21 protein-coding genes and 1 pseudogene are annotated in these 23,641 nt (G+C 56.1%); 11 read left to right on the top strand and 11 right to left on the bottom strand.

The genetic code is table 11. The features are described 5' to 3' along the window. Nucleotides 1-16: 16 nt before the first annotated feature. Nucleotides 17-1,255 carry a tyrosine-type recombinase/integrase gene (locus BM059_RS22915; protein ID WP_074941480.1) on the top strand — a complete coding sequence of 413 codons (1,239 nt, stop codon included), beginning with the start codon at nucleotides 17-19 and terminating at the stop codon, nucleotides 1,253-1,255. 11 nt (nucleotides 1,256-1,266) lie between these two features. Then, nucleotides 1,267-1,557, top strand: a pseudogene (locus BM059_RS25690) (integrase); the annotation flags it as partial. A 49-nt stretch (nucleotides 1,558-1,606) separates the two neighbouring features. Here the strand turns inward: BM059_RS25690 and BM059_RS22920 are convergent. Genes BM059_RS22920 through BM059_RS22930 form a run of 3 tightly spaced genes read right to left on the bottom strand, consistent with a single transcriptional unit; the run spans nucleotide 1,607 to nucleotide 4,349 of the window. Further along, entirely contained in the window at nucleotides 1,607-2,275 is a 669-nt protein-coding gene (locus tag BM059_RS22920) for a hypothetical protein (protein WP_074941481.1), read from the bottom strand. Further along, nucleotides 2,272-3,369: a hypothetical protein gene (locus BM059_RS22925; RefSeq protein WP_208606124.1), complete on the bottom strand. Its 1,098-nt coding sequence runs from the start codon at nucleotides 3,367-3,369 to the stop codon at nucleotides 2,272-2,274. Before BM059_RS22925 ends, BM059_RS22920 begins: the two co-directional genes overlap by 4 nt. Then, entirely contained in the window at nucleotides 3,357-4,349 is a 993-nt protein-coding gene (locus tag BM059_RS22930; RefSeq protein WP_074941482.1) for a PD-(D/E)XK nuclease domain-containing protein, read from the bottom strand. The genes BM059_RS22925 and BM059_RS22930 overlap by 13 nt, the downstream gene beginning before the upstream one ends. Before the next feature lie 212 nt (nucleotides 4,350-4,561). Here BM059_RS22930 and BM059_RS22935 point away from each other — a divergent pair, with 212 nt between their 5' ends. The 4 genes from BM059_RS22935 (at nucleotide 4,562) to BM059_RS22950 (ending at nucleotide 8,027) form a co-directional block, all read left to right on the top strand. Continuing rightward, the gene (locus BM059_RS22935) at nucleotides 4,562-4,888 is read left to right on the top strand and encodes a hypothetical protein (RefSeq protein ID WP_074941483.1); all 327 of its coding nucleotides are present in this window, start codon (nucleotides 4,562-4,564) and stop codon (nucleotides 4,886-4,888) included. A 92-nt stretch (nucleotides 4,889-4,980) separates the two neighbouring features. After that, nucleotides 4,981-5,949, top strand: coding sequence for a DUF932 domain-containing protein (locus BM059_RS22940; RefSeq protein WP_074941484.1), 969 nt, complete (start codon nucleotides 4,981-4,983; stop codon nucleotides 5,947-5,949). Between the two features lie 87 nt (nucleotides 5,950-6,036). Next, nucleotides 6,037-7,041, top strand: coding sequence for a YqaJ viral recombinase family nuclease (locus tag BM059_RS22945; protein ID WP_074941485.1), 1,005 nt, complete (start codon nucleotides 6,037-6,039; stop codon nucleotides 7,039-7,041). 89 nt (nucleotides 7,042-7,130) lie between these two features. After that, on the top strand, nucleotides 7,131-8,027 hold the full coding sequence (locus tag BM059_RS22950) for a recombination directionality factor (protein ID WP_074941486.1): 897 nt from the start codon (nucleotides 7,131-7,133) through the stop codon (nucleotides 8,025-8,027). A 20-nt stretch (nucleotides 8,028-8,047) separates the two neighbouring features. Here the strand turns inward: BM059_RS22950 and BM059_RS22955 are convergent, their stop codons facing one another. Then, nucleotides 8,048-8,293 (bottom strand): helix-turn-helix domain-containing protein, encoded by a 246-nt coding sequence (locus BM059_RS22955; protein WP_074941487.1) that lies wholly within the window; start codon nucleotides 8,291-8,293, stop codon nucleotides 8,048-8,050. An 80-nt stretch (nucleotides 8,294-8,373) separates the two neighbouring features. Between BM059_RS22955 and BM059_RS22960 the strand changes: the two genes are divergently transcribed. Together BM059_RS22960 and BM059_RS22965 are read left to right on the top strand one after the other, a co-directional pair. Next, on the top strand, nucleotides 8,374-8,718 hold the full coding sequence (locus BM059_RS22960; protein ID WP_074941488.1) for a hypothetical protein: 345 nt from the start codon (nucleotides 8,374-8,376) through the stop codon (nucleotides 8,716-8,718). A 94-nt stretch (nucleotides 8,719-8,812) separates the two neighbouring features. Beyond that, on the top strand, nucleotides 8,813-9,442 hold the full coding sequence (locus BM059_RS22965; protein ID WP_074941489.1) for a hypothetical protein: 630 nt from the start codon (nucleotides 8,813-8,815) through the stop codon (nucleotides 9,440-9,442). A gap of 217 nt (nucleotides 9,443-9,659) precedes the next feature. On the opposite strand, the gene BM059_RS22970 is transcribed toward BM059_RS22965, so the two are convergent. The 3 genes from BM059_RS22970 to BM059_RS22980 are packed head-to-tail and all read right to left on the bottom strand — an operon-like array spanning nucleotide 9,660 to nucleotide 15,402. After that, nucleotides 9,660-12,806 (bottom strand): CusA/CzcA family heavy metal efflux RND transporter, encoded by a 3,147-nt coding sequence (locus tag BM059_RS22970; protein ID WP_074941490.1) that lies wholly within the window; start codon nucleotides 12,804-12,806, stop codon nucleotides 9,660-9,662. Nucleotides 12,807-12,828: 22 nt separating this feature from the next. After that, nucleotides 12,829-14,094 carry an efflux RND transporter periplasmic adaptor subunit gene (locus tag BM059_RS22975; protein WP_074941491.1) on the bottom strand — a complete coding sequence of 422 codons (1,266 nt, stop codon included), beginning with the start codon at nucleotides 14,092-14,094 and terminating at the stop codon, nucleotides 12,829-12,831. A 57-nt stretch (nucleotides 14,095-14,151) separates the two neighbouring features. Beyond that, nucleotides 14,152-15,402, bottom strand: a complete 1,251-nt coding sequence (locus BM059_RS22980) for a TolC family protein (RefSeq protein ID WP_074941492.1) — start codon at nucleotides 15,400-15,402, stop codon at nucleotides 14,152-14,154. Nucleotides 15,403-15,799: 397 nt separating this feature from the next. Here BM059_RS22980 and BM059_RS22985 point away from each other — a divergent pair, with 397 nt between their 5' ends. Both BM059_RS22985 and BM059_RS22990 read left to right on the top strand, forming a co-directional pair. Beyond that, the gene (locus tag BM059_RS22985) at nucleotides 15,800-16,474 is read left to right on the top strand and encodes a heavy metal response regulator transcription factor (RefSeq protein ID WP_003464910.1); all 675 of its coding nucleotides are present in this window, start codon (nucleotides 15,800-15,802) and stop codon (nucleotides 16,472-16,474) included. Next, entirely contained in the window at nucleotides 16,471-17,904 is a 1,434-nt protein-coding gene (locus BM059_RS22990; RefSeq protein WP_074941493.1) for a heavy metal sensor histidine kinase, read from the top strand. Before BM059_RS22985 ends, BM059_RS22990 begins: the two co-directional genes overlap by 4 nt. A gap of 778 nt (nucleotides 17,905-18,682) precedes the next feature. Here BM059_RS22990 and BM059_RS22995 read toward each other — a convergent pair. Continuing rightward, nucleotides 18,683-18,874, bottom strand: a complete 192-nt coding sequence (locus BM059_RS22995) for a hypothetical protein (RefSeq protein ID WP_021488260.1) — start codon at nucleotides 18,872-18,874, stop codon at nucleotides 18,683-18,685. Nucleotides 18,875-19,015: 141 nt separating this feature from the next. Next, complete coding sequence (locus tag BM059_RS23000; protein WP_074941495.1) at nucleotides 19,016-20,356, bottom strand: OprD family porin; 1,341 nt, start codon at nucleotides 20,354-20,356, stop codon at nucleotides 19,016-19,018. 240 nt (nucleotides 20,357-20,596) lie between these two features. On the opposite strand from BM059_RS23000, the gene cadR reads away from it, so the two are divergent. Continuing rightward, on the top strand, nucleotides 20,597-21,037 hold the full coding sequence (gene cadR, locus BM059_RS23005) for a Cd(II)/Pb(II)-responsive transcriptional regulator (RefSeq protein WP_074941496.1): 441 nt from the start codon (nucleotides 20,597-20,599) through the stop codon (nucleotides 21,035-21,037). A gap of 48 nt (nucleotides 21,038-21,085) precedes the next feature. Here the strand turns inward: cadR and BM059_RS23010 are convergent, their stop codons facing one another. Together BM059_RS23010 and BM059_RS23015 are read right to left on the bottom strand one after the other, a co-directional pair. Beyond that, complete coding sequence (locus tag BM059_RS23010) at nucleotides 21,086-22,414, bottom strand: OprD family porin (RefSeq protein WP_074941497.1); 1,329 nt, start codon at nucleotides 22,412-22,414, stop codon at nucleotides 21,086-21,088. Between the two features lie 73 nt (nucleotides 22,415-22,487). Further along, complete coding sequence (locus BM059_RS23015) at nucleotides 22,488-23,393, bottom strand: LysR family transcriptional regulator (protein ID WP_244154451.1); 906 nt, start codon at nucleotides 23,391-23,393, stop codon at nucleotides 22,488-22,490. Between the last annotated feature and the right edge of the window lie 248 nt (nucleotides 23,394-23,641).

The raw sequence follows: 23,641 nt of genomic DNA on the forward strand, positions 1-23,641 counted from the left end.
TCAAAAGGAAGACATAATGGGTAAGCTCACAAGCAAAACAGCCGAATCTCTCGCCAAGGCTGCAGTACCAGGGAAGAGCAGTGATGGCGAAGGCCTGTACTTTCAGGTTTCAAAAAGCGGAGTCTCCAGCTGGATATTTCGCTACAAGCGGGATGGCCGCAGCCGTGAAATGGGCCTAGGCCCCTTCCCCACCATCACCTTGAGCGCGGCCCGGCAACTGGCCGCTGACCAACGTAAGGTACTGGCAAACGGCTCTGACCCACTAGGCACCCGGGACGCAGAACGAGAGGCCAAGCGCGAAGCGCAGCGCCAAGCCGATGCCAGCCGTATAACCTTCAAAGACCTCGCTCAAGAGCACCAAAACGCTCATGGCGCCTCCTGGTCAGAGAAATGGCGTAAAGGCTGGTTAAGGAAACTGGAGCTCTACGCATTCCCTACCATAGGGATGCTCTCGGCGGATGCGATCAAAACCGAACAAGTGGTGAGTGTTTTACGCCCGATCTGGGCAACCAAGACCCGTACAGCAGACGAAGTCCGTGGCCAGATCGAGCAGATCTTGGACGCGGCCAAGACTCGCGGCCTACGCTCAGGTGACAACCCAGCTCGCTGGCGCGGTCACCTGGATAATCTTCTGAGCAAGGCGGAAAAAAAGAAGGCTCGTCAGCGCACCCACTTTCCGGCCATGCACTGGAAAGAACTACCAAGCCTGATGGAAAAACTCGCTCAAGCCCCAGGCCGAGATGCTATTGCTACGCGCCTATTGATCTTGACTGGCGCCCGCTCCCACATGATCCGCTTCGCTCAATGGTCTGAGCTCGACCTAGAAGCAGGCATATGGTCACTACCTGCCGCACGCATGAAGATGCGAAAAGCCTTTGTCATTCCGCTGCCTGAAGCTGCGGTAAGCATGCTTCGAGATATGCCAACCACGAACTCGCCCTACGTGTTCCCTGGACAAGGAAAGACCGGCGTGATCCACGCCAACGCAGTTCGCAACCTGCTGCACAAACTCGGCCATGCAGACATCACCCGACACGGCTTCCGCTCTACCTTCAGGGACTGGGCAAGCGAAAACACTCACTACCCTAGAGAGGTATGCGAATTTGCGCTGGCTCATGATGAGCGAGACCAAACAGAGGCTGCCTACTCTCGTTCGGACTTTCTAGATAAACGTAGAGAATTGATGACCGACTGGGCAGTATTTTGTACAAATACCAATGCAGACACACTGACGGATAACGGCAAAAGCCTGTAGTCGGCACTGCGCCCGCAGATCGTATCCACAGCAACAGGCAGGCGGCGAATATAGCACTAGAACGCATGGGCTCGAGGGACGCCTAGTCAGCCATGGCATGCACTCAGTGGCCAGTACCGCGTCAAATGAACGCGGCTGGGAATCTGAACTTATCAGTACACACATCGACAAGGGCGAGGTTCGTGGCGAACTATAATAGTACTGACTACATCAAGTCAGTGACAGCCTAGTAGAGTGAGCATATTCAGGACACAGCTACCGGAAACTTATCGACGTCAGCCATGCGAGAAAACGCGAAATAAACGTCGCTTCGATATGCTGTTCAAAAGGCGACTACTGATTGAAGCCAAGCTAGCACTGCGCCTGCAGAGCTCTCTCAATATTGCTCAGGATGAATGGTGTAAGTGGGCCGCTGATCTTACAGGCTGCTGATCGTGAAAATCCTATCTGCCCCTTAACCCCTTTGTAGGTGACCTCGTAGGAGGCTGCATCAACCAAAAAATCAGCCATCCCTAGTAGTTTAATATTTTCTGTATTGATGCCCTCTTTAGATACCAACTCAATCCGAGCAAGGGAATTGGCCTTCGGGATCGCACCCGACACTTTTAAACTGTTCAGAACTTTTCTAGTGGCACTTTCTAGTGCCGTTTGTACCAGAGCATCGCTGATGACTATCTGCTCACAAGCAAAGCCAAACCCTATCGCATTCTCCAAGGCGTTCAGGACTTCACGTATTGACCTTGCCGGACTCTCAAATCGAAAAATTGTGGATCGTTCGTTAAGCACAATAATAGACTGAGAGTTGACGGTGATGATCTGCTGATACTCAGCGTTCCCTTCACTGTCTAGACGGACAGCGTTGATAGTAGATGGCCAAATGTAGCGAAAAGATGACTCGCTTTCGCTAGTCAAAAAGCCCGCAGTGCCTGCACTGTCGTATCCTACGGCTCGTAACTTGGTAAAGAACTCGGCTACAGAGCAAGGTAGACGCACCTGGTACCACTTGTAGCGTGAGATCATACTTGATCACCTCCTTGAGTGCATTCCGCCTTAAGTTTCTGCATCTGCTCACGCGCGGCCTTTTCAATCAACCTAGACATCGAGTCGATTTCAGACTTCAAGGGCGCGCGTTTTTTCCCCACTTTGCCGTCTACATAAGGGTATACCGACTTGACTAAGATCGAGAAATCCATGCAATTCTTGGGATCTGCGAACAAAACCTCCACACTAATTACATCTCCATTCCCAAGAGTGCGCTGCGCAGTCCAACACATCTTAAAAATATAGAATGCATCTTCATCCACGAGATCAAGGAGCAAGGACGAACGAGTAACACCATTACCCTTAAGCAATACTTTTTCGATATGCGTCTCATGCTCATCGGATGCTAATTCTTCATCATCGGCGTCCAGCTTCGGCTTATATACATATACGTCAGATACATCACGACGACTAAAGCCATCCAAGCTTGTACTAAGATCAATGAAGAAGCGCGTCCTCATCTTAGGATTAATTACGTCATACAGGTTAACCGTGATACGTTCAATATCATCAGGTACTAGCGTGTCTACCTTTGCAACGATCTCATCGCGCACAGTGTTCATGAATTCATTTTGCGCGTTGTTGATCAGGTAGCCGTCAGCGCTCTTAATAAACTCAACCACACCATCCTTGATTTGCTGCTGTGCAAATTCGGTTTTTTTGTAATCAATGAGCGAATACTGGACTTTCAGCGTAAAATCATTACCACTCCTAACAATGTGGGCGACATCACCATTGGCAATGATTTCCTTCTTAATAGCCTCAAGCGCAAACTTAAGCTCCTCGGGATCAATGGCTCCAACAAGATCCATAGAGGTAGTGCGCTCCCTGCGAGGAAGAACCCCCAATTTCTCCGATATTATCCGATGATCATAGTAGTCATGAGGAAGGCGGGAGAAATACTCTGCCAGATCGTCTCTTGGGGTCTTTTTGGAAACAATCATGTTACGTCGCTCGAACAGCACCGCCAAGGTAGGGGCATCCACTCGGTGTTGAATCAGTGCATCAAAGACATTTTTATCCGATGCGTAGTACATGGCCGGGCCGAATGTTCTTTTTTTCAATTGCGCCACCCCATCCAACCTGGATTGTACGAGTCCGTCACTGCGGTAACTGCCTCAAAACTGATCGCGTTCAAGACAGTTTCTCGAATCGGATCGAAGCCCCAAGCCTTGGCGTACCTCTCTTTGGCCGCTTTGAAGTTTGCCACCATTTGAGGGTCAGCATTTGGCACTGTGACTCGAATTTGAACTGACTTGCCTGACTCCAACATCTGATATCGCGAAAGGCTGTCTAAAAAATATTCAAACTCAGTATGCGAGGCACCGGGACGGTTGTAGTACACCACGTAGCCTGGCTCGGTCTTGTCCGTACCTTTATGCTGAACAATCAGGTAAGGACTGGTAAGCGCTTCGATGGTTGCGGGCTGCCCCCATACATCCCCTTGCCGCCGACGCAATACAAGGTCGGGATAATAGAAGGTGTATTCGCTAGACATTTTCTTCTGGCTAGTCAGGCGAATCATATCGTTGGCGATGGTAAACAAACGATTGATGTCATGTGGCCCAAGGTAGTGAAGATAGACATTGGGCGGTATGGGAATCGAGTCAAAACCAATTTTCTCGATCAGGCCGTAAAATGGCTTTTCATACCCATGATCATGGTTGTGCACAAAGAGAAGACCTCGAACTTCATAGTTATCGCAGTCAGTAATCGCGAAACTACTTCGCCAAGATTCCGAATCCCTAGCGCATTCGACAGTAACAGCCAAGGACTTGAAGGCGTCGCGAAGCTTTTGCTTCCCGATACTCTCTTTCTTGTAGGCTTTCAGGTCAGTGTGAAGATAGATCGTGCTCCCGAGATAGGGATCTTCGTAATAGAAAATCGCATCACCAGGATGTTGAGTCTTTGGTTTGCCATCACTACCCAAGTGAGCAGGACAGTGGCAGTTAAAATTCTCGTTCCATTTATCCTTCATTTGCCAGAAAAAGCTGCCAAATATATCAACTGAAAGCTTCTCAGCAATCTCACCAACGTTTACGGTTTCCGACATGGCTCCTCCTAAGCAACTGTCCCTGGCGCTCGAGCCAAGGGATGTGAGGAGCCAGCATAGCAGGATCAGCGGTACGCAGAAGCCATATGCCACTACGGCATACATGGCCAACAGCTTTTGAGTCAATAGCCCTACCACCACCGTAAATCCAGCTCCAAAAAATCTCAGTCACACATCACAGCAATGACATCCCCACCATGGAGTCTTCAACCATGTCATTGCACTGCCCGAGCTGCGGCTCTCCTCAGGTCTCTACGCACCTCACCGCCATGCGGATTGCTGCCTTCATCGGCATGCTGGGCGGTGCGCTGCGTGGCGCAGGCACCATCCTGCTCACTGGCCCGACTGTTACCAGTAGCGATCTCGCCAAACCTCCCAACGTAAATCTCAATGCCCTGTCATCGGCCATTCTCAGTGGCCTGGTTGGCGCTGCTGGAGGCTGCGCGATGGGCGCTCAGCTTGGCGAAAAACTCGACCGTCATGTGCTGGCCCACAACTTCTGTCTGAGCTGCGGTCACCGCTTCAATCAGCCGGTCTGATCCAGACACCTACTTCTCTCACTCATCTCTGATTGCCGGTGCTGCGCCATGCGCAGCGCTTTATGCCGGCGCGCACCCAAAGGAAATTCATCATGGCTCATCAAGTCGAACAAATGGCCTACGTCGGCGCGACTCCCTGGCACGGTCTGGGCAACAGCCTGCCGCGCAAACAGCCCATCGAAATCTGGCAACGTGAAGCCGGTATGGACTGGCAGATCCAGGAAAGCCCCGTGCATTTCAAATCCGATGCCGTCGGCCACCTGGGCACGATCCATTCCTTCCCCGAACAGAAGGTGCTCTATCGCTCCGACACCAAGGCACCGTTGTCAGTGGTCTCCAGTCGCTATCACACCGTGCAGCCTCGCGAGGTGCTGGAGTTCTACCGCGATCTGACCGAGGTCTCCGGCTACGAGCTGGAAACCGCTGGCGTGCTCAAGGGTGGCCGCAAGTTCTGGGCACTGGCGCGTACCGGGCAAGAAACCGCCATCAAGGGTAATGACCAGGTCAACGGCTACCTGCTGCTGGCGACGTCCTGTGACGGCACCCTGGCTACCACAGCGACACCGACCACCGTGCGCGTGGTGTGCAACAACACCCTGACAGTGGCATTGGACGGCACCAGTCGCGCAATCAGGGTGCCACACAACACGCGCTTCGATCCGAAGGTGGTGAAGAAGCAACTCGGCATCGCCGTCTCGCAATGGGACGACTTCATGTACCGCATGCGCGCGTTGGCTGAGCGCAAGGTGCAGTGGCATGAGGCGCTGGGCTATTTCATGAATGTGCTGTGCGAGGTCAGCCCGACCGGCCAGTTGCCCGAGCAGTTGCCCAACGAGCGCGCTCTGCGCCGCGTTCAGGAACTGTACGAAGGGCGTGGCCGTGGCTCGGATCTAGAGTCGGCTCGTGGCACTGCCTGGGGTCTGCTCAACGCGGTGACCGAATACGTCGACCATGAACGTCGTGCTCGCAGCACTGAGTACCGCCTCGACTCGGCCTGGTTTGGCCAAGGCGCGCAGGTCAAGCAACGCGCGCTGGATGCGGCCCTGCAAATGGTCGCCTGATCCTCCTCTTTCTCCATTTCATCCACTCCATGACGCCCGGTCAGATCAGCGCTGATCGGGCGTTTTTGTGTCCGCGAGGTGAACACCATGAAAGCAACGTCATTGAATGGCATCACCAGCAATAAACGCCCTGCCCTGCGCCTGGTCAGCACCAAGGAACTACCGCGCGAGGACTGGCTGCAGATCCGCAAGCAAGGCATCGGCAGTTCGGATGCAGCAGCAGCGGTCGGTCTCAATCCCTACAAATCCCAGTTGGAGCTGTGGCTGGAGAAAACCGGCCGCGACAGCAACCTGCCGAAGACCGACCCGCACGACGAAGAAAGCCCGGCCTACTGGGGCAACGTGCTGGAGCCCATCGTGGCCTGGCATTACAGCAAACGCACGAAGCACAAGGTACGTCGCATCAACGCCGTGCTGCAGCATCCCAATCCGGAGTTGCCCTGGATGCTGGCCAACATTGATCGCGAGGTGATTGGTACAGATGAGGTGCAGATCCTCGAATGCAAGACAGCCGGCATAAACGGGGCACGCCTCTGGAAAGAAGGCGTCCCCGAATATGTGCAGTTGCAGGTGATGCACCAGCTCGCCGTCACCGGCAAGCAGGCGGCGGATGTAGCGGTGTTGCTCGGTGGCCAGACGCTGGAGATCCATCGCATCGAACGGGACGAGCAGATGATTGCTCGCCTGATCGAGTTGGAGCGCCGTTTCTGGCAGTACGTTGAAACCGATACGCCACCGCCTGTCGACGGCACTGCCTCGGCCGAACTGGCGCTGCGTTGCCTGTATCCACAGGACAACGGTCAGGTCGTCGATCTCAGTGGCAATGCCGGCCTGGCTGCTGCATTCCTGGAGTTGAAGGCTGTACGCCAATCGATCTCCGATAAGGAGAAACGCGAGGCCGAGCTCAAGCAGATGCTGCAGCAAGCCATGGGTGAATCCACCCGGGCCGAGTTCTCCAGCGGCTACGTGAGCTGGCGCAAAGCCAAGGACAGTACCGTGCTTGATGTCGAGCGCCTGCTCCAGGAAAAGCCCTACCTACAGGCCCGCTATCCAAAACTCAAGGAAGGTAGCCGGCGCTTTCTGATCGGCTGATCACCCTCTTCCACTCAATCCCTCCCCTTGGCCAGTCCATGCAGCTCACGCTGTGTGGCTGGCCTTTTTTGCTTTCAAGGAGCGCCATCATGCTCAAAGGTCTGGCAATTACCCCGCCCGTGCTCGGGCGTATTTCCATCGGAAAGGTCGTCGAGAAAAACGGCAAGCGCCTGCCGGAGAAAGACGACCAATTCACCATCACCTCTCAGGTGCAGGGCAAGGACGGCTGGCTTCTGCATCCGCTCAATGACGAGCTTCGTCAGGGTAAGGACGACAAGCTGCGTAGCATTCCTGTGCGCTTGTTGTTCAACGAACCGGAGCTGAATTTCCGCGCTAATTACACCCTGTTTGATCGGCAGAACGGTCGACCGGTATGTGTCGGCAACGGTGAGACCTGCAAGCGCATCAGCAAGGACGGCGTTCAATCGCTGCCCTGCCCCTCGCCCGATGCCTGCCCCCTGGCCAAGGGCAATGCCTGCAAGCCCTACGGGCGCATGAACGTAGTGATCGGCGATGAGGATGCCCTGGGCAGCTTCGTGTTTCGCACCACCGGTTTCAACAGCATCCGCACGCTAATCGCCCGTTTGCAGTACTTCCGGGCCATATCAGGTGATCGCCTGGCGTGCCTGCCGCTGGAGCTGCGTTTACGTGGCAAATCCACCCGGCAGAGCCACGGCACGCCGATCTTCTACGTCGATCTGACGCTGCGCGGCGGCATGACCGTGGAGCAAGCGTTGCTCACTGCGCGGGAGCTGGATGAGACGCGTCAGGCAGCGGGCTTTGATCAGGTCGCGCTGGATGCCACTGCGCGTGTCGGTCTGGGTAACGGCATCTTCGAGGACGACGGCGAGGACAGCAGCGCCATTGCTGAAGAGTTCTTTCCGGAGGGTCAGCCCACCGCGTCGAAACCCGACAGCACCGTTCACACCCAAACACTCGCCGAGAAGCTCGAAGCCCAATCCCAACAGCTCGAACCGTCCGCCTAACCACGGGCGATAGCCCTTACCTAGAGGTCTGCATCCAGAAGTAAATCCGAAGGTTTGCAGCCCAGAGCATGAGCAATCCGCGCAATGTTCAGAAATGTCACGTTGCGCTCTCCCCGCTCAATTTTCCCCATATGCGAACGGTCAATCCCAGCCGCATCAGCAAGCGCTTCTTGGGAGAAGGCCTGCTGCGCTCTACGGGCACGCACAGCCTTTCCCAGACGTATCAGGCTTTGGTCTTGATCTTGAGTCGCGGAGATTCTTGGCATGCCGCGAATCGTTTCGTTATGCTGCTAAAACGACCACGGTATTTACGACCCATTTCTTTGATCGCACAGGGAGTACTGAAATGACGCAACTCACTTTTGATGACCTGGCCACCGCCAAACTTCCTCAACTCATCAGCCGCAAGGAGTCCTTCGAGGTCGTAGGCCTCAGCGGCAAATTGCTCGAAGCCGTTCGCCTGGTCGAAAACAAGATTGAGGTCACTGGGCTGACCTGCCGCGTTTACACAGCCGGTCGCATTGGCTTGGCAGCAGGCAGTTTCGCGGGGGGTGTTACGGGTGCCTTGGGATTGCTCACGGCCACCGGCATTGCCATGCACAACCTGCTGACACTCAGCCCTGACTACGTGATCGAGAAGTATCCGACCTACAACCGGATCGTCGTTCGCTACAAGAAAAAGAAGAAGTAACCCTCCCTCACCTTTCTCTTCAGCAATCACCTACGCCACATGGCCTCCATGCAGCTTCTACCTACATGGGCCAAATAAATGAAAAGGAGTCCTCATGACCATATTCAGGAAGTCGCTCATAGCTCTGGGGCTGATCAGCAGCCTCCCTACCTTCGCAGAACAAGTGGAGTACTTCGATTACACGCCCGCCATGAACGTTATGTCCTGTGACACCAAGATGGAGATCCCGACTCTGGGCCTGAGAAGGGCCGATGGCTCCTTGCCAACCCGCACCGTCTACGACTGTCGGCCGGCGGGCAAGAACACGCCCAGCCAAAAGCAGATGGCATTCATCAACCGGGAAACAGGGGAGCGCTTTGTAAAACACACCGCAGGGACTTTAACCATGGAGTGTGGAGAACATGGATGCGCCCTTCAAAATGAGGTCGACGGATACACTCCCGGTGCGCTGCTTGGACAGGGACGCCAGGGGAATTACCTAATCGAAAATGGCTGGTATCTGGACTATGACGCTCAAGGCAATACCGTGGCCTATCGCAACGATGTCGGCCCCAAGAAAAATCAAGCCCCGTTCGGTAGCTCGAAGCCACGCCCGAAGAACTATGGAAAGGAAGCCTGCTATGAAGATGCGCTGGATGAGCTCGAACGCAGATTCGGCGTGCCGAACGAAGACTACTATCTAGAGCTTCAGATTCGCGAAGAATGCGGCCTACCGCTTCAGTAAGCGACACTAGTATCAGCTCAGATCCCGCGCCAATCGGCGCGGGATCACTTTTATTTTTTGCGATTACAGTATCCTTCAAATGGCTGCTTTCGACAGACTCTGTTGAGAAATGGGCCGGGTAACTAGGCCTTACGCGCCATCCGTTACCAACCCATTGAGCCATTGCCACTTCGCCGGTTCGTAATAATTCCGCACCAGCGCCGCGATATACTCGCTCTCAGTCTTTCAGCTCAGCCTCCTCCTCACGCCGATAGGCCCAACGATAGAGCGCAGGCAACACCAGCAGCGTAAGTGCGGTAGAGGACAGAATCCCACCGATCACCACAGTCGCCAGAGGGCGCTGTACTTCAGCCCCAGTCCCAGTCGCCAGAGCCATGGGCACGAAGCCAAGTGATGCAACGAGCGCAGTCATCAATACCGGGCGCAGACGTTGCAGGGCACCGTCGGTGACGGCCTGCTGCAACCCCATTCCCTCCTCGCGCAGATTACGAATGAAGGAAATCATCACCAGACCATTGAGAACCGCCACCCCCGACAGAGCAATAAAGCCCACCCCGGCGGAGATCGAAAGCGGTATGTCACGCAGCCACAGCGCCATCACGCCACCGGTCAACGCAAAAGGAATACCGGTAAACACCAGCAAGCCATCACGCACGTTGTTGAACATCATGAACAGCAGCATGAACACCAGCAGCAGGGCAACCGGCACCACCACTTGCAGACGTTTGGCCGCCGATTGCAGTTGCTCGAACTGTCCGCCCCAAGTCGTCCAATAACCGGCTGGCAGCTTCACATCGCTGCGAATCTTCTCTTCGGCCTCTTGCACAAAGGAGCCGATGTCACGCCCCCGCACGTTGGCACTCACCACAACCAGGCGCTTGCCATTCTCGCGACTGACCTGATTTGGCCCTGGCGCCAGTTGCAGACTGGCCACCTCAGAGAGCGCGATAAAGCCGACGCTGGTGGCTGCCCCCGTTGCTGGAACGGGTATCAGCAGTCGCGAGAGCCCCTCGATATCGGTACGCAGGTTTTCCGGTAGACGTACTACCAGATCGAAACGGCGATCCCCCTCGAATAACGTCCCCGCGCGGCGCCCACCGACAGCCACGGCGACGGTTTCCTGAATGTCACCGACATTCAGACCATAGCGAGCCGCCTTGTCTCGGTCGATGGCCACGGTCAGCACCGGAAGGCCTGTTGTCTGCTCGGCCTTCACCTCGGACGCCCCATCAATACCGCCCAAGGTCTCGGCCACTTCGGCTGCCGTGCTATTGAGGACGTCCATATCGTCGCCGAAAATCTTCACCGCGACATCGCTACGCACACCCGATATCAATTCGTTGAAACGCAATTGAATAGGCTGCGAAAGCTCGTAGTTACTGCCCGGCACCAACTCGGCAGCGGCCTGCAGCTCGGCGATCAGAGTCTCACGCGACTTTTTCGGATCAGGCCATTGATCACGCGGCTTGAGCATCACGTAGCTGTCGGAAATGTTCGGCGGCATCGGGTCGGAGGCGATTTCCGCCGTACCGGTACGCGCGAATACTCGCTCCACTTCCGGCACCTTGGCCAGAATGGTCTCCTCCAGGCGCATCTGCATATCCACCGACTGCGTCAGGCTGGTACCTGGGACACGCAGCGCCTGCAGCGCGAAGTCCCCCTCACTGAGACTCGGCACGAACTCGCTGCCCATACGTGATGCCAGCAGACCGGAGAACAGAACCAGCGCCACAGCCGCACTGAAGGCCAGCATACGCCGCCGCATGACCCAGGCCAGCACTGGCTCGTAGGTGCGTCGGGCAACGCGCATCAGCGCGTTTTCCTCTTCCTTCACCTTACCGGTGACGAATAGCGCAATGGCCGCAGGAACGAAGGTCACCGAAAGGATCATGGCCCCGAACAGGGCGGTCACCACGGTAAAGGCCATAGGGTGGAACATTTTGCCCTCGACCCCGGTCAGGGCGAAGATCGGCAGGTACACCACCATGATGATCAACTGACCGAAAATCAGCGCACGACGAGCTTCCTTGGATGCCGCGAAGACCTCATGCAGACGCTCACTACGGGTCAGCTCGCGGCCAAGCCTGTGCTGCGCATGAGCCAGACGGCGAATAGCGTTCTCGACGATGACCACGGCACCATCGACGATGATGCCGAAGTCGAGTGCACCCAGACTCATCAAGTTGGCGCTGACCTTATTGCTGAACATGCCGGTGAAGGTGAACAGCATCGACAGCGGAATGACCATGGCAGTGATCAGCGCCGCACGGATGTTACCGAGGAACAAGAAGAGGATGACGATAACCAGGATCGCCCCTTCGATCAGGTTCTTCTTGACCGTGGCGATGGCCTTGTCCACCAGATTGGTGCGGTCATAGACGGTCACCGCAACCACCCCTTCAGGCAGCGAACGGTTGATCTCCTCCAGACGTGCGGCCACGGCCTGCGACACACTGCGGCTGTTCTCGCCGATCAGCATGAACACTGTTCCCAGCACGACCTCGCGACCATTCTCGGTCGCAGCACCAGAACGTAGTTCACGACCCAACATCACCTGCGCCACATGACTGACACGAATGGGCGTGCCGTCCACATTGGCCACGACGATATTAGCGATATCGTCCAGCGTGCTCAGTTGCCCAGGTGCCCGAATCAGTAGTTGCTCGCCATTGCGCTCGATATAGCCAGCACCGACGTTGGCATTGTTGCGCTCCAGCGCCAGCAGCAGGTCACCCAGCGTCAGCTTGTAGGCAGCCAGGCGTTTGGGATCTGGAGCGACCTGGAACTCCTTGGCGAAGCCACCAATAGTGTTGATTTCGGCAACGCCAGGCACCGTGCGCAACTGCGGTTTGATGATCCAGTCCTGGATCACCCGCAGATCGGTTGGTGTGTAAGGCGTACCGTCCTCCTTGAGTGCACCCTCCTCGGCCTCGACCGTCCATAGAAAGATTTCACCCAGGCCGGTGGAAATCGGCCCCATGGATGCCTCGACCCCCTCGGGCAATTGCTCCTTGGCACTTTGCAGGCGCTCGTTGACCAACTGGCGGGCGAAATACAGATCCGTGCCATCCTCGAAAATCACGGTAACCTGCGACAGCCCCGAGCGTGACAGCGAGCGGGTCTGTTTCAAATGCGGCAGGCCGGCCATGGCCGTTTCAATCGGGAAAGTGATGCGCTGCTCGGTTTCCAGCGGCGAAAAGCCCTCGGCAGCGGTACTGATCTGTACCTGGACGTTGGTGATGTCGGGAACGGCGTCGATCGGCAGCTTCTGATAGCTGGCCACGCCCACACCGGCCATCGCCAAAACGGCCAACAGCACCAGAAAGCGCTGTTCTATGGCGAATTGAATGATGCGCTCAAACATGAAAAATACTCGTCGGTGAGGATCAGTGCGCGTGTTCGGCGCTGCCTTTGCCCAGTTCGGACTTGAGGATGAAACTGCCTGTGGCAGCTACACGTTCGCCTGACTTCAGGCCTTCGCGTACCTCGACGAAGCCATCGCTGCGGGTGCCCAATGTCACCGGACGCACTTCGAAGCCTTCAGCGGTACGCACGAAGACACTAGTCTTGTCCTCGACATCCTGAATCGATGAAGCCGGCACCACGGCCGCGGCCTCATGGCTTTCAGTCGCCAAGGCAACCGAGACGAACAGGCCGGGACGCCAAATGCCGTCGGCGTTATCCAGGTCGATGCGGCCTGTCGCCGTCCGCGTCTGCTCACCCAGCAGGCGGCTGATGTAAGCCACCTTACCCGTAGCTTCGCGCCCCAGCTCTGGCGCACTGACACGTACTGACTGCCCGACTTTCACCTGTTCCAGATCACGTGGGGAAACGCTGAAGGTGACCCAGACGCGACTCAGATCAGCCACCGTGAAGGCATTACTGGTCTCACTGACGACTTCGCCAGGTACCAGGTGCTTCTCCACCACCACACCGGAAAAAGGTGCACGCAGGTTGTAACGGCTGCCCTCGCCAGCCTCGCCCTGAGGGCTGATCGTCTTGCCCTTCTGTCGGGCATTGGCCAGAGCGATCTCGGCCTCCTGTAGCGTTTGCCGGGCCTGGAGATAATCCTGCTCGGCCGAAATACCGTCCTTCCACAATTGGCGTTCACGCTCGAAGGTCGTGCGGGCCAGCTCAACGCGTCGAGCGGCAGCCGCCATTTCACTGCGCAACTCGGAAACCTGCTGACTGACGATAGTCGCCAGGCCATCCCCAGCAGCCACCTTCTGCCCCAGCCCGACCAGCACGCGCTCGACCACGCCAGCGCTGGGCGGCACGACATGAGCCGTGCGCTCCTCGTCGAAATTCACCTCGCCAGGTAGAGAGATGTATGTGCTCATGGCTCGCGCTTGTACGTCGACGAGCTCAATGCCCGCAGCGGCTATTTGCGCCTTGCTCAGCACCAGCCCCCCCTCTTCGGCATGCCCCCCCGCGGACTCACCGTGATCATCGCCAGCCTCGCCATGATCATCGTCGGCATGTTCGTCCTCGACCTCACTGACCTGCCTAACCTTGACTGCATCAACGCTGTCGTTACTGGCAAGCATGTGTCCGATTTCTGCGGCATAGCGCCCGCCGTTGTAGAACAACGCACCACCGACGAACCCCAAGGTCAGGGCCGCCGCGATGGCAACACCAAGTTTCTTCTGCATGAACAACCCCAAAAGATGATCAGTAACCGGCATCGCGCCGATCGTCGTGACAGGAAATCAGTAGCTATCCGCTTGGGCAGACAGATCGCCGTAGATGCGCTCCAGGCGAACCCAGGCATCGAGTGCTTCGCCGAGTGCCTGCAGGTAACGGGAGCGAACGTCGATCAATGTGCGCTGGGCATCGAGCACATCGATAAAACCGAACTTGCCCATCTGGAATCCACGCGTCGTGTTTTCCAACGCGGTGTCCGCGGACGCGAGCAAGTCACCTTCGAAGCCGCTAATTGCTCCCTGCGCCGTTCGCCACTGCTGATAGGCCTGCTGCACCTCACTGCGTAGGCGTAACTCGGCAGCATTTCGCAAGTCGCGCGCCTGATCAGCCCGCCGCGAGGCAGCCAGAACATTGCCCTGGTTGCGATCGAACAGAGGCAGAGGCATGGACAAACCAACAAGGTTGACGCGCTCACGATCCTCACTGCTGTATTGACTGCCGAGGCTGACCGTCAGATCGGGAATCCGCCGGCTTTTCTCAACGGCGATTCCGGCCTCCTGCCGGTCGATCTCGACCCTGGCAAGACGCATCTGCGGGACTTTGTCCAGGCGGCTCAGAAGTGCGACTTCGGAGGGTATTGCGGGCATATCGGTAACATCGCCACTGAGGCTAGGCTCACCACTGGCGGATGCCCCCCCAATCAAGGCCAGCAACTGATTCATGGCGTTGATGTACTGATCTCGAGCCCGTGCGGCCTCAAGTCGAACCTCTTCGTACTGCAGCCGGGCGCGCGATGCCTCCAGGGCAGAGGCCTTGCCCGCCTTGACGCGCGCATCGACGACCGCCACGCCGCGCTCGCTCAGGCGCTGTGACTGCTCAGCCAACTCTTGGCGCATCTTCGCCAACAAGGCTCCTTGGAAAGCCCCTACCACCTCGGCACGCAGCTCATTGCGCAGTTGCTCCTGACCGATCGCAGCACTGTCGATACCGCGTTCGGCCATTTCTATACGGGCGCCGCGCTTGCCGCCCAGCTCGATAGGCTGGCTGATCTGTACCGTCGTGGTTCTCGTAGCACTGCGGGTGTCCTCAACCTCCCAAGACAACTCCGGATTGGGAATCACACCGGCTTGGCGACGCTCACCTTCTGCGATGCCGACATTGCGATCACCCGCCATCAACGACGGGTTGGTCTGCAATGCTTGCCCCCATGCGTCGCCCAGGGTGATCGGCGTTGATGCCACGGCCTGGCTCACGATGAATGAGCAGGCAACAGCGAGGCAAAGTGCCTCAGCAATTCTCGAATAACGCCTCGACAAGGGCTTTTCCTCCACACCTGGATAAATTCGGAGACATGCATGAAACCTCCGAAAACTTTATTCGGTGCAGAATTTAGGGAGCCTCACCTATCGTCGAGGTGACTGCAAAATTACAAATACGTAATGCCCAACCACGCCATATAACGCTGTATTAACATGCCGCGAATGCAACAATCATTCGAGTCATAAAGTTACAACTGGACATATAAAAAGCATCATAAAAGCAACCGGCGGCGTACACGGACGGGGCTGTAGCCCTCTAAATCAGGGGGCTCCCGCTTGACCCTGTAGTTACTACAGGGATCATCATCCGCCACGCAAATGCCGATCGCCCCCAAGCCCAACAATCATCGCGACTCGATAAAAATTTCTCTCCCCCACCAAGGTCAACTACTACATGCGAATCCTGATTGTTGAGGACGAGCTTAAAACTGCCGAATATCTCCACCAGGGACTTACCGAGAGCGGCTATGTCGTCGATATTGCCACCAATGGTGTCGACGGCTTGCACATGGCGGCCCAGGCGTCCTACGAATTGATCATCCTTGATGTCGACTTACCAGAGATCGATGGCTGGGGCGTACTGGCCAGCATTCGCCGTAATAGTCGCACCCCTGTGATGATGCTGACGGCACGCGGGCGCCTGGCCGACAAGCTCAAAGGCTTCGACTCCGGTGCCGACGACTATCTGGTGAAGCCATTCGAGTTCCCCGAGCTTCTGGCCAGAGTTCGCTCGCTGCTACGAAGAGGTGAACAGGTCAGCGCGCCAGACGTGCTCAAGGTCGACGACCTTGAGCTGGATCCAGCCCGCCACCGCGCCTATCGCAACGGCCAACGAATCGATCTGACCACCAAGGAGTTCGCTCTGCTGCACCTGCTGATGCGACGCAGCGGCGAAGTACTCTCGCGCACCCAGATCATCTCGCTGGTCTGGGACATGAACTTCGACTGTGATACCAACGTCGTCGAAGTTTCCATCCGCCGCTTGCGCGCCAAGATCGACGACCCTTTCGAGAACAAACTGATCCACACCTTGCGCGGCGTCGGCTATGTACTGGAGGCTCGTCAATGAGGCCTGCCAGACTCTCAAGCCAACTCAGCCTGTCGGTCGCAATACTGGGCCTGATACTGGTTGCACTGCTGAGTGCGCTGGCTTATTTCTCGTTAAGCCGGCAGCTCGACTACATTGCAGAGCAAAGCCTCGAGGACAAGCTTCAGCAAATCCGCCATGGCATGAGAGAAATCAACACTCGCCCGGAAGTCGGTGACCAGGCCCACAACATCAGAGATTTGATCAAGGGCCACGATCGCCTTTCGCTCGCTCTTTATGATGACAGCTCGTCTCCCAAGGAAATCATGAGCGTGGGCCAGACACAGGAGGCCCTACCTTCCTTTATAGAAAACGCCAGCGAGACCATCGCCTTCGAACATTGGCGAGATGCGCAGGACAAGCAGCTCTTGACCGCCTCGCAGCTTATTCTGCGTAAGGACGGATCACGAATACGCGCCGTCCTTACACTGGAGCGCTCCGCTGACCAAGCACTGCTACATGCCTATGTCGAATCCACCTTGATTGCCCTGCCCTTCGTACTGGCTCTGATCGCGGCCGGAGCCTGGTGGATCGCTCATCGCGGCCTGAGCTCCCTGAATCAGTTCCGCAAGGTTGCAGAACTCGTCTCGACCCAGGATCTGAGCCATCGCCTGCCACTGGATAACCTACCGCAGGAGCTTCGCGAATTGGCTAACAGCATCAACTTCATGCTTCATCGCCTGGACGGTGGCGTACAACAGCTTTCGCAATTCTCTGACGACCTGGCACATGAATTACGCTCCCCCATCACCAATCTGATCGGTAAAGCGCAGGTGACGCTCTCACGGGAACGCCCGCCAGAGGAATACAAACTGGTGCTGGAGAACTGCACTGAGGAGCTCGGCCGGGTCACACGGATCGTATCGGACATGCTGTTTCTCGCCCACGTCAGCCATCCGGCAGCACTTATCCCCTTCGAGGCAATTGCACTGCACGAAGAGGCAGAGAAAGTAGTGGAGCTTTTCAGCCTCACGGCCGAAGAAAAGGACATCAAACTCAACGTATCAGGGTACGCAACAATTAATGGCGATCGCTTGATGGTACAGAGAGCTATCTCTAACCTGCTATCCAACGCCATCCGCCATAGCCCGGAAGGCTCGAAAATCGATATTGACCTCGTCACTAACACGACGAACGCCACCCTGGCAGTGAGCAACCCAGGTGCAGGCATTCCTCCCGAGCACCTACCCAAACTGTTCGAGCGTTTCTATCGCGTGGATCGTGGACGGTCACGTGCTGATGGCGGCACCGGGCTGGGCCTGGCCATCGTGCGTTCGATCATGAGCCTGCACCATGGCCACGTGGGCGTGAGCAGCATCGCAGATCAGACCACAGTTTTTACGCTGTACTTCCCTTTACCAAAGCCCTTGATCGAACAGGCCCGCCAAAGCGCAACGGAAAAGACTGCTTAATCGAATTGCGCCAGGGATGGCGCCCCCTTTTCGCCCCATCTACGTCGAATACAAGCCCCTCACCAGACGACACATTTTCTCAGTTTCAGCCGCCCACTTCGTCCCCTACAGACATTCACCTCATGGTAGATGGTGTGGTTCTCCTTGCTCAGACGCCGACTCGCCATCTTTCACACCGAGGGAGGCCGCTGCTGCCAGGCATAGAAACCGTTGCTTAATACCCACAGCAGCCGGCACATCAGTGCTACGGGATAGAGACCGACCAATGCCTCGACAGCGCGAAACTTGACTCCGTGGGCTGTGAGGAGATGGCGAGCGTCTTTAGAGCATCGCATTACTGGTGACCTGAGCCAGCCGCTGGCGCAGCTCCACACTTTCACCACTCACACTGCTGTTCGTTCTAGCACTTCCACTTGCCCAACAGACTTTCAGCGATACCAAGCGTCTCTCGAACATATGACGAAGCGTCGTGCCAGTAAGCACTGCTCTACCGTCTCTCTTTTGAATTATTCGGAAAACGTCGCCTGGTATGGATCATGGACACTTATTACGGCAGACACTATCCACTATCAATCAGTGCCCACTCAACTTGGGATAGAGCAAACTCAAGTGGAGAGATATCGCGCCCACAAGACTAAGCAGTTCCAACCCAATTCTTTGACGAACAAAAAAAGCGCCCCCAAAGGGGCGCCAAGGAACCATCTCTCACCAAAGGAGCGGGAGCTACCAAGAGATGGACTGGAGAGAGCGAGCAGGACGGCTGCGTTAGTTCATACGCTCAATCGTCTTGCTCACTCTGAGCACTTTGGGACTTCTGCTGCTCAACGGCGTTGTCACCATGAATACGCTGTTGATTCTCACGGAATTGCTTGACGGCATTGAGAGAGCGCTCAGAGCCATCTTCTGCAGAGGCAACCATGCTGGCTGCCCCCAGAAACACGATAAACAGAAACTGGGAAAAAACTTTCATATGCACCTCGGACTGACTGAGCAAATATGGAAACGAATGCTTCGAAGACAGTCTCATGTTACGGATCGGCACCTAACATGAGCATGAGGTTCAAATTACAATCTTGTCAGAGAGGGGCGGCTATGCCGCCCCTGAATGTCGTTACAGCACCTGAAGCGGATACTCGACGATTACACGCACTTCATCGAGGTCGCTTTCGTAAGCAGTAGCGCGAGTGGTCATCTGACGTACACGCACGGACAGATCCTTCAGAGAACCCTCGAGGAACACGTATTTGACCTCAAGGTTGCGCTCCCAGCGCTTCTGATCGGTCAGCGGGTTACCGGCATCATCCGTGCGCATGTAGGTGCTGTTGGCATTGGAGTAATCCGCATCACGTCCCAGCGCGTAACGCGCCATGAAGCTCAGCCCTGGCACACCAAAGTCAGCCATGTCCAGATCGTAGCGCACCATCCAGGAGCGTTCCTTGGGCGAGTTGAAGTCGCTGTACTGAAGGGAGTTGTCGAGGAAGATCGAGTCGGACTGACGCAGGTAGTCAAAGTCGTCATCGCCGTTGTTACGCTGGTGAGAGAGCGCTACACGGTGAGCGCCGTACTTGACACCGATGCTACCGCTATAGATGTTGTTACTGAAATCACCCAGCTGCTTCTTACCTTCGTCGGTGGCGTTGTAGTAATTCAGACCACCAAACAACGACAGGTCCTCGGAAAGTGGGTAAGTCCACCACATGCCAGCGTAGTACTGATCCCAGGCATCCTTCAAACGGCTGCTGTAAAGGCTGAAGCCCAGGTTGTCGTTGAGCTCGTAGTCACCACCAAAGTAGCCGACCCAGGGAGAGTCCACCTGCCCAGCATAGAAGGTCGCGAAATCACCGCGTGAAGTGCTCTCCTGCGGTTGGCTCATGGCATGTAGACGACCGCCTTGCAGGGTCAGGCCCTCTATGCTTTCGTTGACGACCGTCACACCTTTGAAGCTCTGCGGCAGCAGACGAGAGTCCCCGTAGTGCACGACGGGCGTGGTTGGGAATACGTCACCGGCCTTGACGACCGTATCAGCGAAGCGCGCCTTTACCGCGGCCCCCACTTTCGAATACGAGTCCTCGGCACGATCATCGCTGTCGACCGGGAACATGTTGACACTACCACCGGGACCATAACGTCCATCACCGGTATCAAGCTTCAGGCCCAGTCCGGCATAGGCGTCAATGCCGAAACCAACGGTTCCCTGAGTGAAACCGGACTCGAAGTTAGCCATGATGCCGTGCCCCCAAGCCTCGGTGTAGCTGCTGCGCTCACCGTTGGGTAGTACCCTGGCCTCCCCCTTGCGAAAGTCCCGGTTGAAATACATGTTTCTGTTAAGAATATTCAGGCTACTTCCTTCGATGAAGCCTTCGGCAACCTGAGACTCGGATGCCTGAGCCATCGCGCTTGCACCGAATGCCAACGCGGAGATGATCGCCATGGTTAGAGGACTTTTTTTCATGCATTGCTCCTGATGCTTACCGGCAGTTCTGGGATTGTCATAGGCCGATTTCTTCTTGTGGATTTGGCCCCTCTATCCTTGCAACCTCCAGATAACTCGAAGATGAGCGCTGCATTACAATTTCGTAATCAAAGAACCTCTTCATTTCCAGGCTGTCACGAAGCCATCAATCTAGATGATGGCAAGCCGCTCTAACGGCTTTATCAGCCCCTCATGCTGGCGTACTCTGGAAGCATCATTATGAAAATTGGTGAACTCGCTAAGCTAACTGGCTGCCCAGTGGAAACCATTCGTTACTACGAGCATCAGGGATTACTACCCAGCCCCTCGCGCAACAACAGTAACTATCGTTTATATAGTCAGCTGCACTTCGAACGCCTGACATTCATCCGCAATTGTCGTGCACTCGATATGACATTGGAAGAAATAGGTCGATTATTGGCAATGCATGATCGGCCGCATGCGAGTTGCGCACTCATTAGTACATTGGTGGAAGAACACATCGCTCATGTCGAGGCACGCATTCAGAATTTGCAGGCACTGCATGCGCAGTTGCGCGAATTGCTCGGGCGCTGCAAGGGAGGAAGTGAAAAAACGGCATACTGTGGCATCGTACTCCAGTTGAGCAGCCACGGTAGCGGTTCGTCTTTATCAAATGCTGAAAAAAACGAATTGAAGTGAATCATGTTGCCCCTTCTGCACAGAACAGAAGAGGCAACTTTCCATGGTTTAAAGCAGTGGCAAGCTGTACGTCACATAAAGCCGATTCTCATCGACGTCTGCCCCAACATTGCCACGCAGACTGGCATTGCGCAGAGAGAAGCCGAGTCCCTTCATTGATCCTTCCTGCAGCACGTAATCGAGGCGTAGGTCACGTTCCCATTCGTTACGCTCACCCTGTGCGCTGTCAACGTTATCACCCGACAAATACATCACCGAGGCTTTTAGCCCCGAGATACCCAGCTTGCCAAAATCATAGGCATAGCCGGCCAGCCAAGTGCGCTCGCCAGCACTGAGGAATTTACCGCCACGACCGATCTGCCGATCAGTGATCAGGTAACTGGTTGCCCCGTCGCCAGCATTCAGGTACGGGAAGGCGCTATCGCCGGACACCTGCTGATAACCCGCGCTCAGCTCATGACCGCTATGGCTGTAGGTGAACAAGGCACTCCATGTACGGTTATCTACCTCACCACGCTTGCTGTCACCGACCGTCCAGTAACCGTTGCTGCGATAGCCCTCAGCCCGGCCGCTCTCACTGCTGTTCTTGCCATCGGAGGTGCTGTAGAAGTAACGCAGGTCAGTCTTGAGATTGCCACCGCCCAGTGCGTAGTTGTGGATCAATCCCAGGAAATGTTGCTTGTAGAAATCTTCCAGATTGCCGAAGTAATACTGAGCGGTGAGATCCTTGGTGACCTTGTAGTCGCCACCCGCGAAATAGAACGTATTAACGAACTGTCCAGTGGTTGCATTGTTGGATCCGGCGATGGACAAGCCACGTGAGTCAGTCGAGCTCCGACCTTTTGCGTGCTCCAACTGACCGGCTGTCAAGGTCAGCCCTTCGATCTCGTTGGAGACGATCTGACCACCTTCGAACAACTGCGGCAACAGGCGACCATCGTTGAAAGTCACCACCGGCAACTTCGGCTGCAAAGTGCCTAGGCGCAACTCGGTCTTGGAAAGACGCGCCTTGGCCGTTACACCGGCCTTGCTATAGTCACTGACTGCAGAACCATCGCTATCCAGCGGGAACAGGGCGCCAGGGTTACGATCAATACCTGCCTTGCCCGACCGGCCACCGCCATCGAGGCGTACCCCCAGCAGGCCAATGGCATCAACCCCCAGGCCGACCGTCCCTTCGGTGAAGCCAGACTGATAGTTGAGGATGAATCCCTGCCCCCACTCCTGAGTAGATGGAATGTCGCGATCACGCACATCCTCATTGAAGTAGAGGTTGCGCATATCGAGCGTCGCCTTGCTGTCTCCGAGAAAATCGGCGGAAGCAGCCTGACTGAGTGCCGCCGCCGTGATGGCCAGTGCCAGGGTGGATCGTTTCATGCTTTATTCTCCAATTGTCATGGGTGAGGCATCGTTGTTCTTGTAACCATGTTGTCGAGTTCGCCATGTAGCTTCACTCACCGTCATCAGGCAGAAACCACTGCCGCCGCTCCTCGAACGCAGCCTGGATCAACGCCACCAGCCCAACGACGTCCTCGCGCTGCGCGGACAATGGTGCGCAGGACAGCCAGATCGATTGCCTCATGGGCTGCGTGAAGAGGGTGGGTAGCGATTGCAGGTTCGCATCGAGATGAGTGATGTAGTTCGGCATCAGACCAACGCAGGCGGCATGCTTGACCAGTTCCATCGCCCACTGCTGAGAATGCACTCGCGTCACTGCGCTGCGCCTTGAGTCCACCAGAGCATTCCACGGTGAAAACAGGGCCGATGTGGAGATATCGGCCTGCTGAACCAGCATGTAGTCATTCAGATCTTCGAGGCTGGCGGGGAGGCGCCGCTCACGCGCATAGCGCTTGGCTATGCACGCCTGAAAGTCGATGCAGGCCAGACGCTGCGGTCGCGTCATGGCGAAACCTGGGTCGGGTCGAGTCTGATTAGGATCGGCCAACCAGATCATGACCTCACTCTGCATTAACGGGCCACGCTCCTGGCGGATCAGCTCCAGGTGCACACCAGCATCCCTACGCAGAAAGGCCACCAGATGCCGTCCCAGAATATCGTTGAGCACTCTCTCAGGTAACGCCAGACGGAGCTTGGGCTTTTCAAGCAAACCGGCCTCTGGACGCAAATCTTGATACTGGGCAGCCAGCTCTGCCTGCAAAGAACGACCGCGCACCGTCAGAGCAAGGGCACGCTCCTGATACACGAAGAGCGCCTCTCCAACAGTTTTCTCGAGCCGCTGCAACTGCCTGCGTAGCACCATGGGAGGCAGATTCAGGCTGCGCGCAGCCTGCTTGAAACTGGCACAGCGCGCAGTCGTCAGGAAGCTTCTGGCCACCCGCCGTTCGACCTCAGCCACGGCAGCCCCCATAAGCGCCGCCCGGTATTCGATTCGATGTGTGACCCAGAAGCATCATGTAAGGCAGATGAGAAGTGATTGCGTGCAAGCAAGCCTACTCACCACCACCTATCACCAGCCTTGCTGGAAAATTACTTATCTGTAATGCGGGAACGTGACCCGCACAGAGCACTCAAACTTCGGCTGGTCTAGCTGGATCGCCTTTACCTTCAGCGTAGGGGTCATCACAGCCTGCGGTTTCACCAAAC

It is taken from the genome of Ectopseudomonas composti (genome assembly GCF_900115475.1).
Taxonomy (GTDB): Bacteria; Pseudomonadota; Gammaproteobacteria; order Pseudomonadales; family Pseudomonadaceae; genus Aquipseudomonas; species Aquipseudomonas composti.

Coding starts and splice junctions, on each gene's coding strand:
- BM059_RS22915 (WP_074941480.1), top strand. CDS start 17: ATGGGTAAGCTCACAAGCAAAACAGCCGAATCTCTCGCCAAGGCTGCA.
- BM059_RS22920 (WP_074941481.1), bottom strand. CDS start 2,275: ATGATCTCACGCTACAAGTGGTACCAGGTGCGTCTACCTTGCTCTGTA.
- BM059_RS22930 (WP_074941482.1), bottom strand. CDS start 4,349: ATGTCGGAAACCGTAAACGTTGGTGAGATTGCTGAGAAGCTTTCAGTT.
- BM059_RS22935 (WP_074941483.1), top strand. CDS start 4,562: ATGTCATTGCACTGCCCGAGCTGCGGCTCTCCTCAGGTCTCTACGCAC.
- BM059_RS22940 (WP_074941484.1), top strand. CDS start 4,981: ATGGCTCATCAAGTCGAACAAATGGCCTACGTCGGCGCGACTCCCTGG.
- BM059_RS22945 (WP_074941485.1), top strand. CDS start 6,037: ATGAAAGCAACGTCATTGAATGGCATCACCAGCAATAAACGCCCTGCC.
- BM059_RS22950 (WP_074941486.1), top strand. CDS start 7,131: ATGCTCAAAGGTCTGGCAATTACCCCGCCCGTGCTCGGGCGTATTTCC.
- BM059_RS22955 (WP_074941487.1), bottom strand. CDS start 8,293: ATGCCAAGAATCTCCGCGACTCAAGATCAAGACCAAAGCCTGATACGT.
- BM059_RS22960 (WP_074941488.1), top strand. CDS start 8,374: ATGACGCAACTCACTTTTGATGACCTGGCCACCGCCAAACTTCCTCAA.
- BM059_RS22965 (WP_074941489.1), top strand. CDS start 8,813: ATGACCATATTCAGGAAGTCGCTCATAGCTCTGGGGCTGATCAGCAGC.
- BM059_RS22970 (WP_074941490.1), bottom strand. CDS start 12,806: ATGTTTGAGCGCATCATTCAATTCGCCATAGAACAGCGCTTTCTGGTG.
- BM059_RS22975 (WP_074941491.1), bottom strand. CDS start 14,094: ATGCAGAAGAAACTTGGTGTTGCCATCGCGGCGGCCCTGACCTTGGGG.
- BM059_RS22985 (WP_003464910.1), top strand. CDS start 15,800: ATGCGAATCCTGATTGTTGAGGACGAGCTTAAAACTGCCGAATATCTC.
- BM059_RS22990 (WP_074941493.1), top strand. CDS start 16,471: ATGAGGCCTGCCAGACTCTCAAGCCAACTCAGCCTGTCGGTCGCAATA.
- BM059_RS22995 (WP_021488260.1), bottom strand. CDS start 18,874: ATGAAAGTTTTTTCCCAGTTTCTGTTTATCGTGTTTCTGGGGGCAGCC.
- BM059_RS23000 (WP_074941495.1), bottom strand. CDS start 20,356: ATGAAAAAAAGTCCTCTAACCATGGCGATCATCTCCGCGTTGGCATTC.
- cadR (WP_074941496.1), top strand. CDS start 20,597: ATGAAAATTGGTGAACTCGCTAAGCTAACTGGCTGCCCAGTGGAAACC.
- BM059_RS23010 (WP_074941497.1), bottom strand. CDS start 22,414: ATGAAACGATCCACCCTGGCACTGGCCATCACGGCGGCGGCACTCAGT.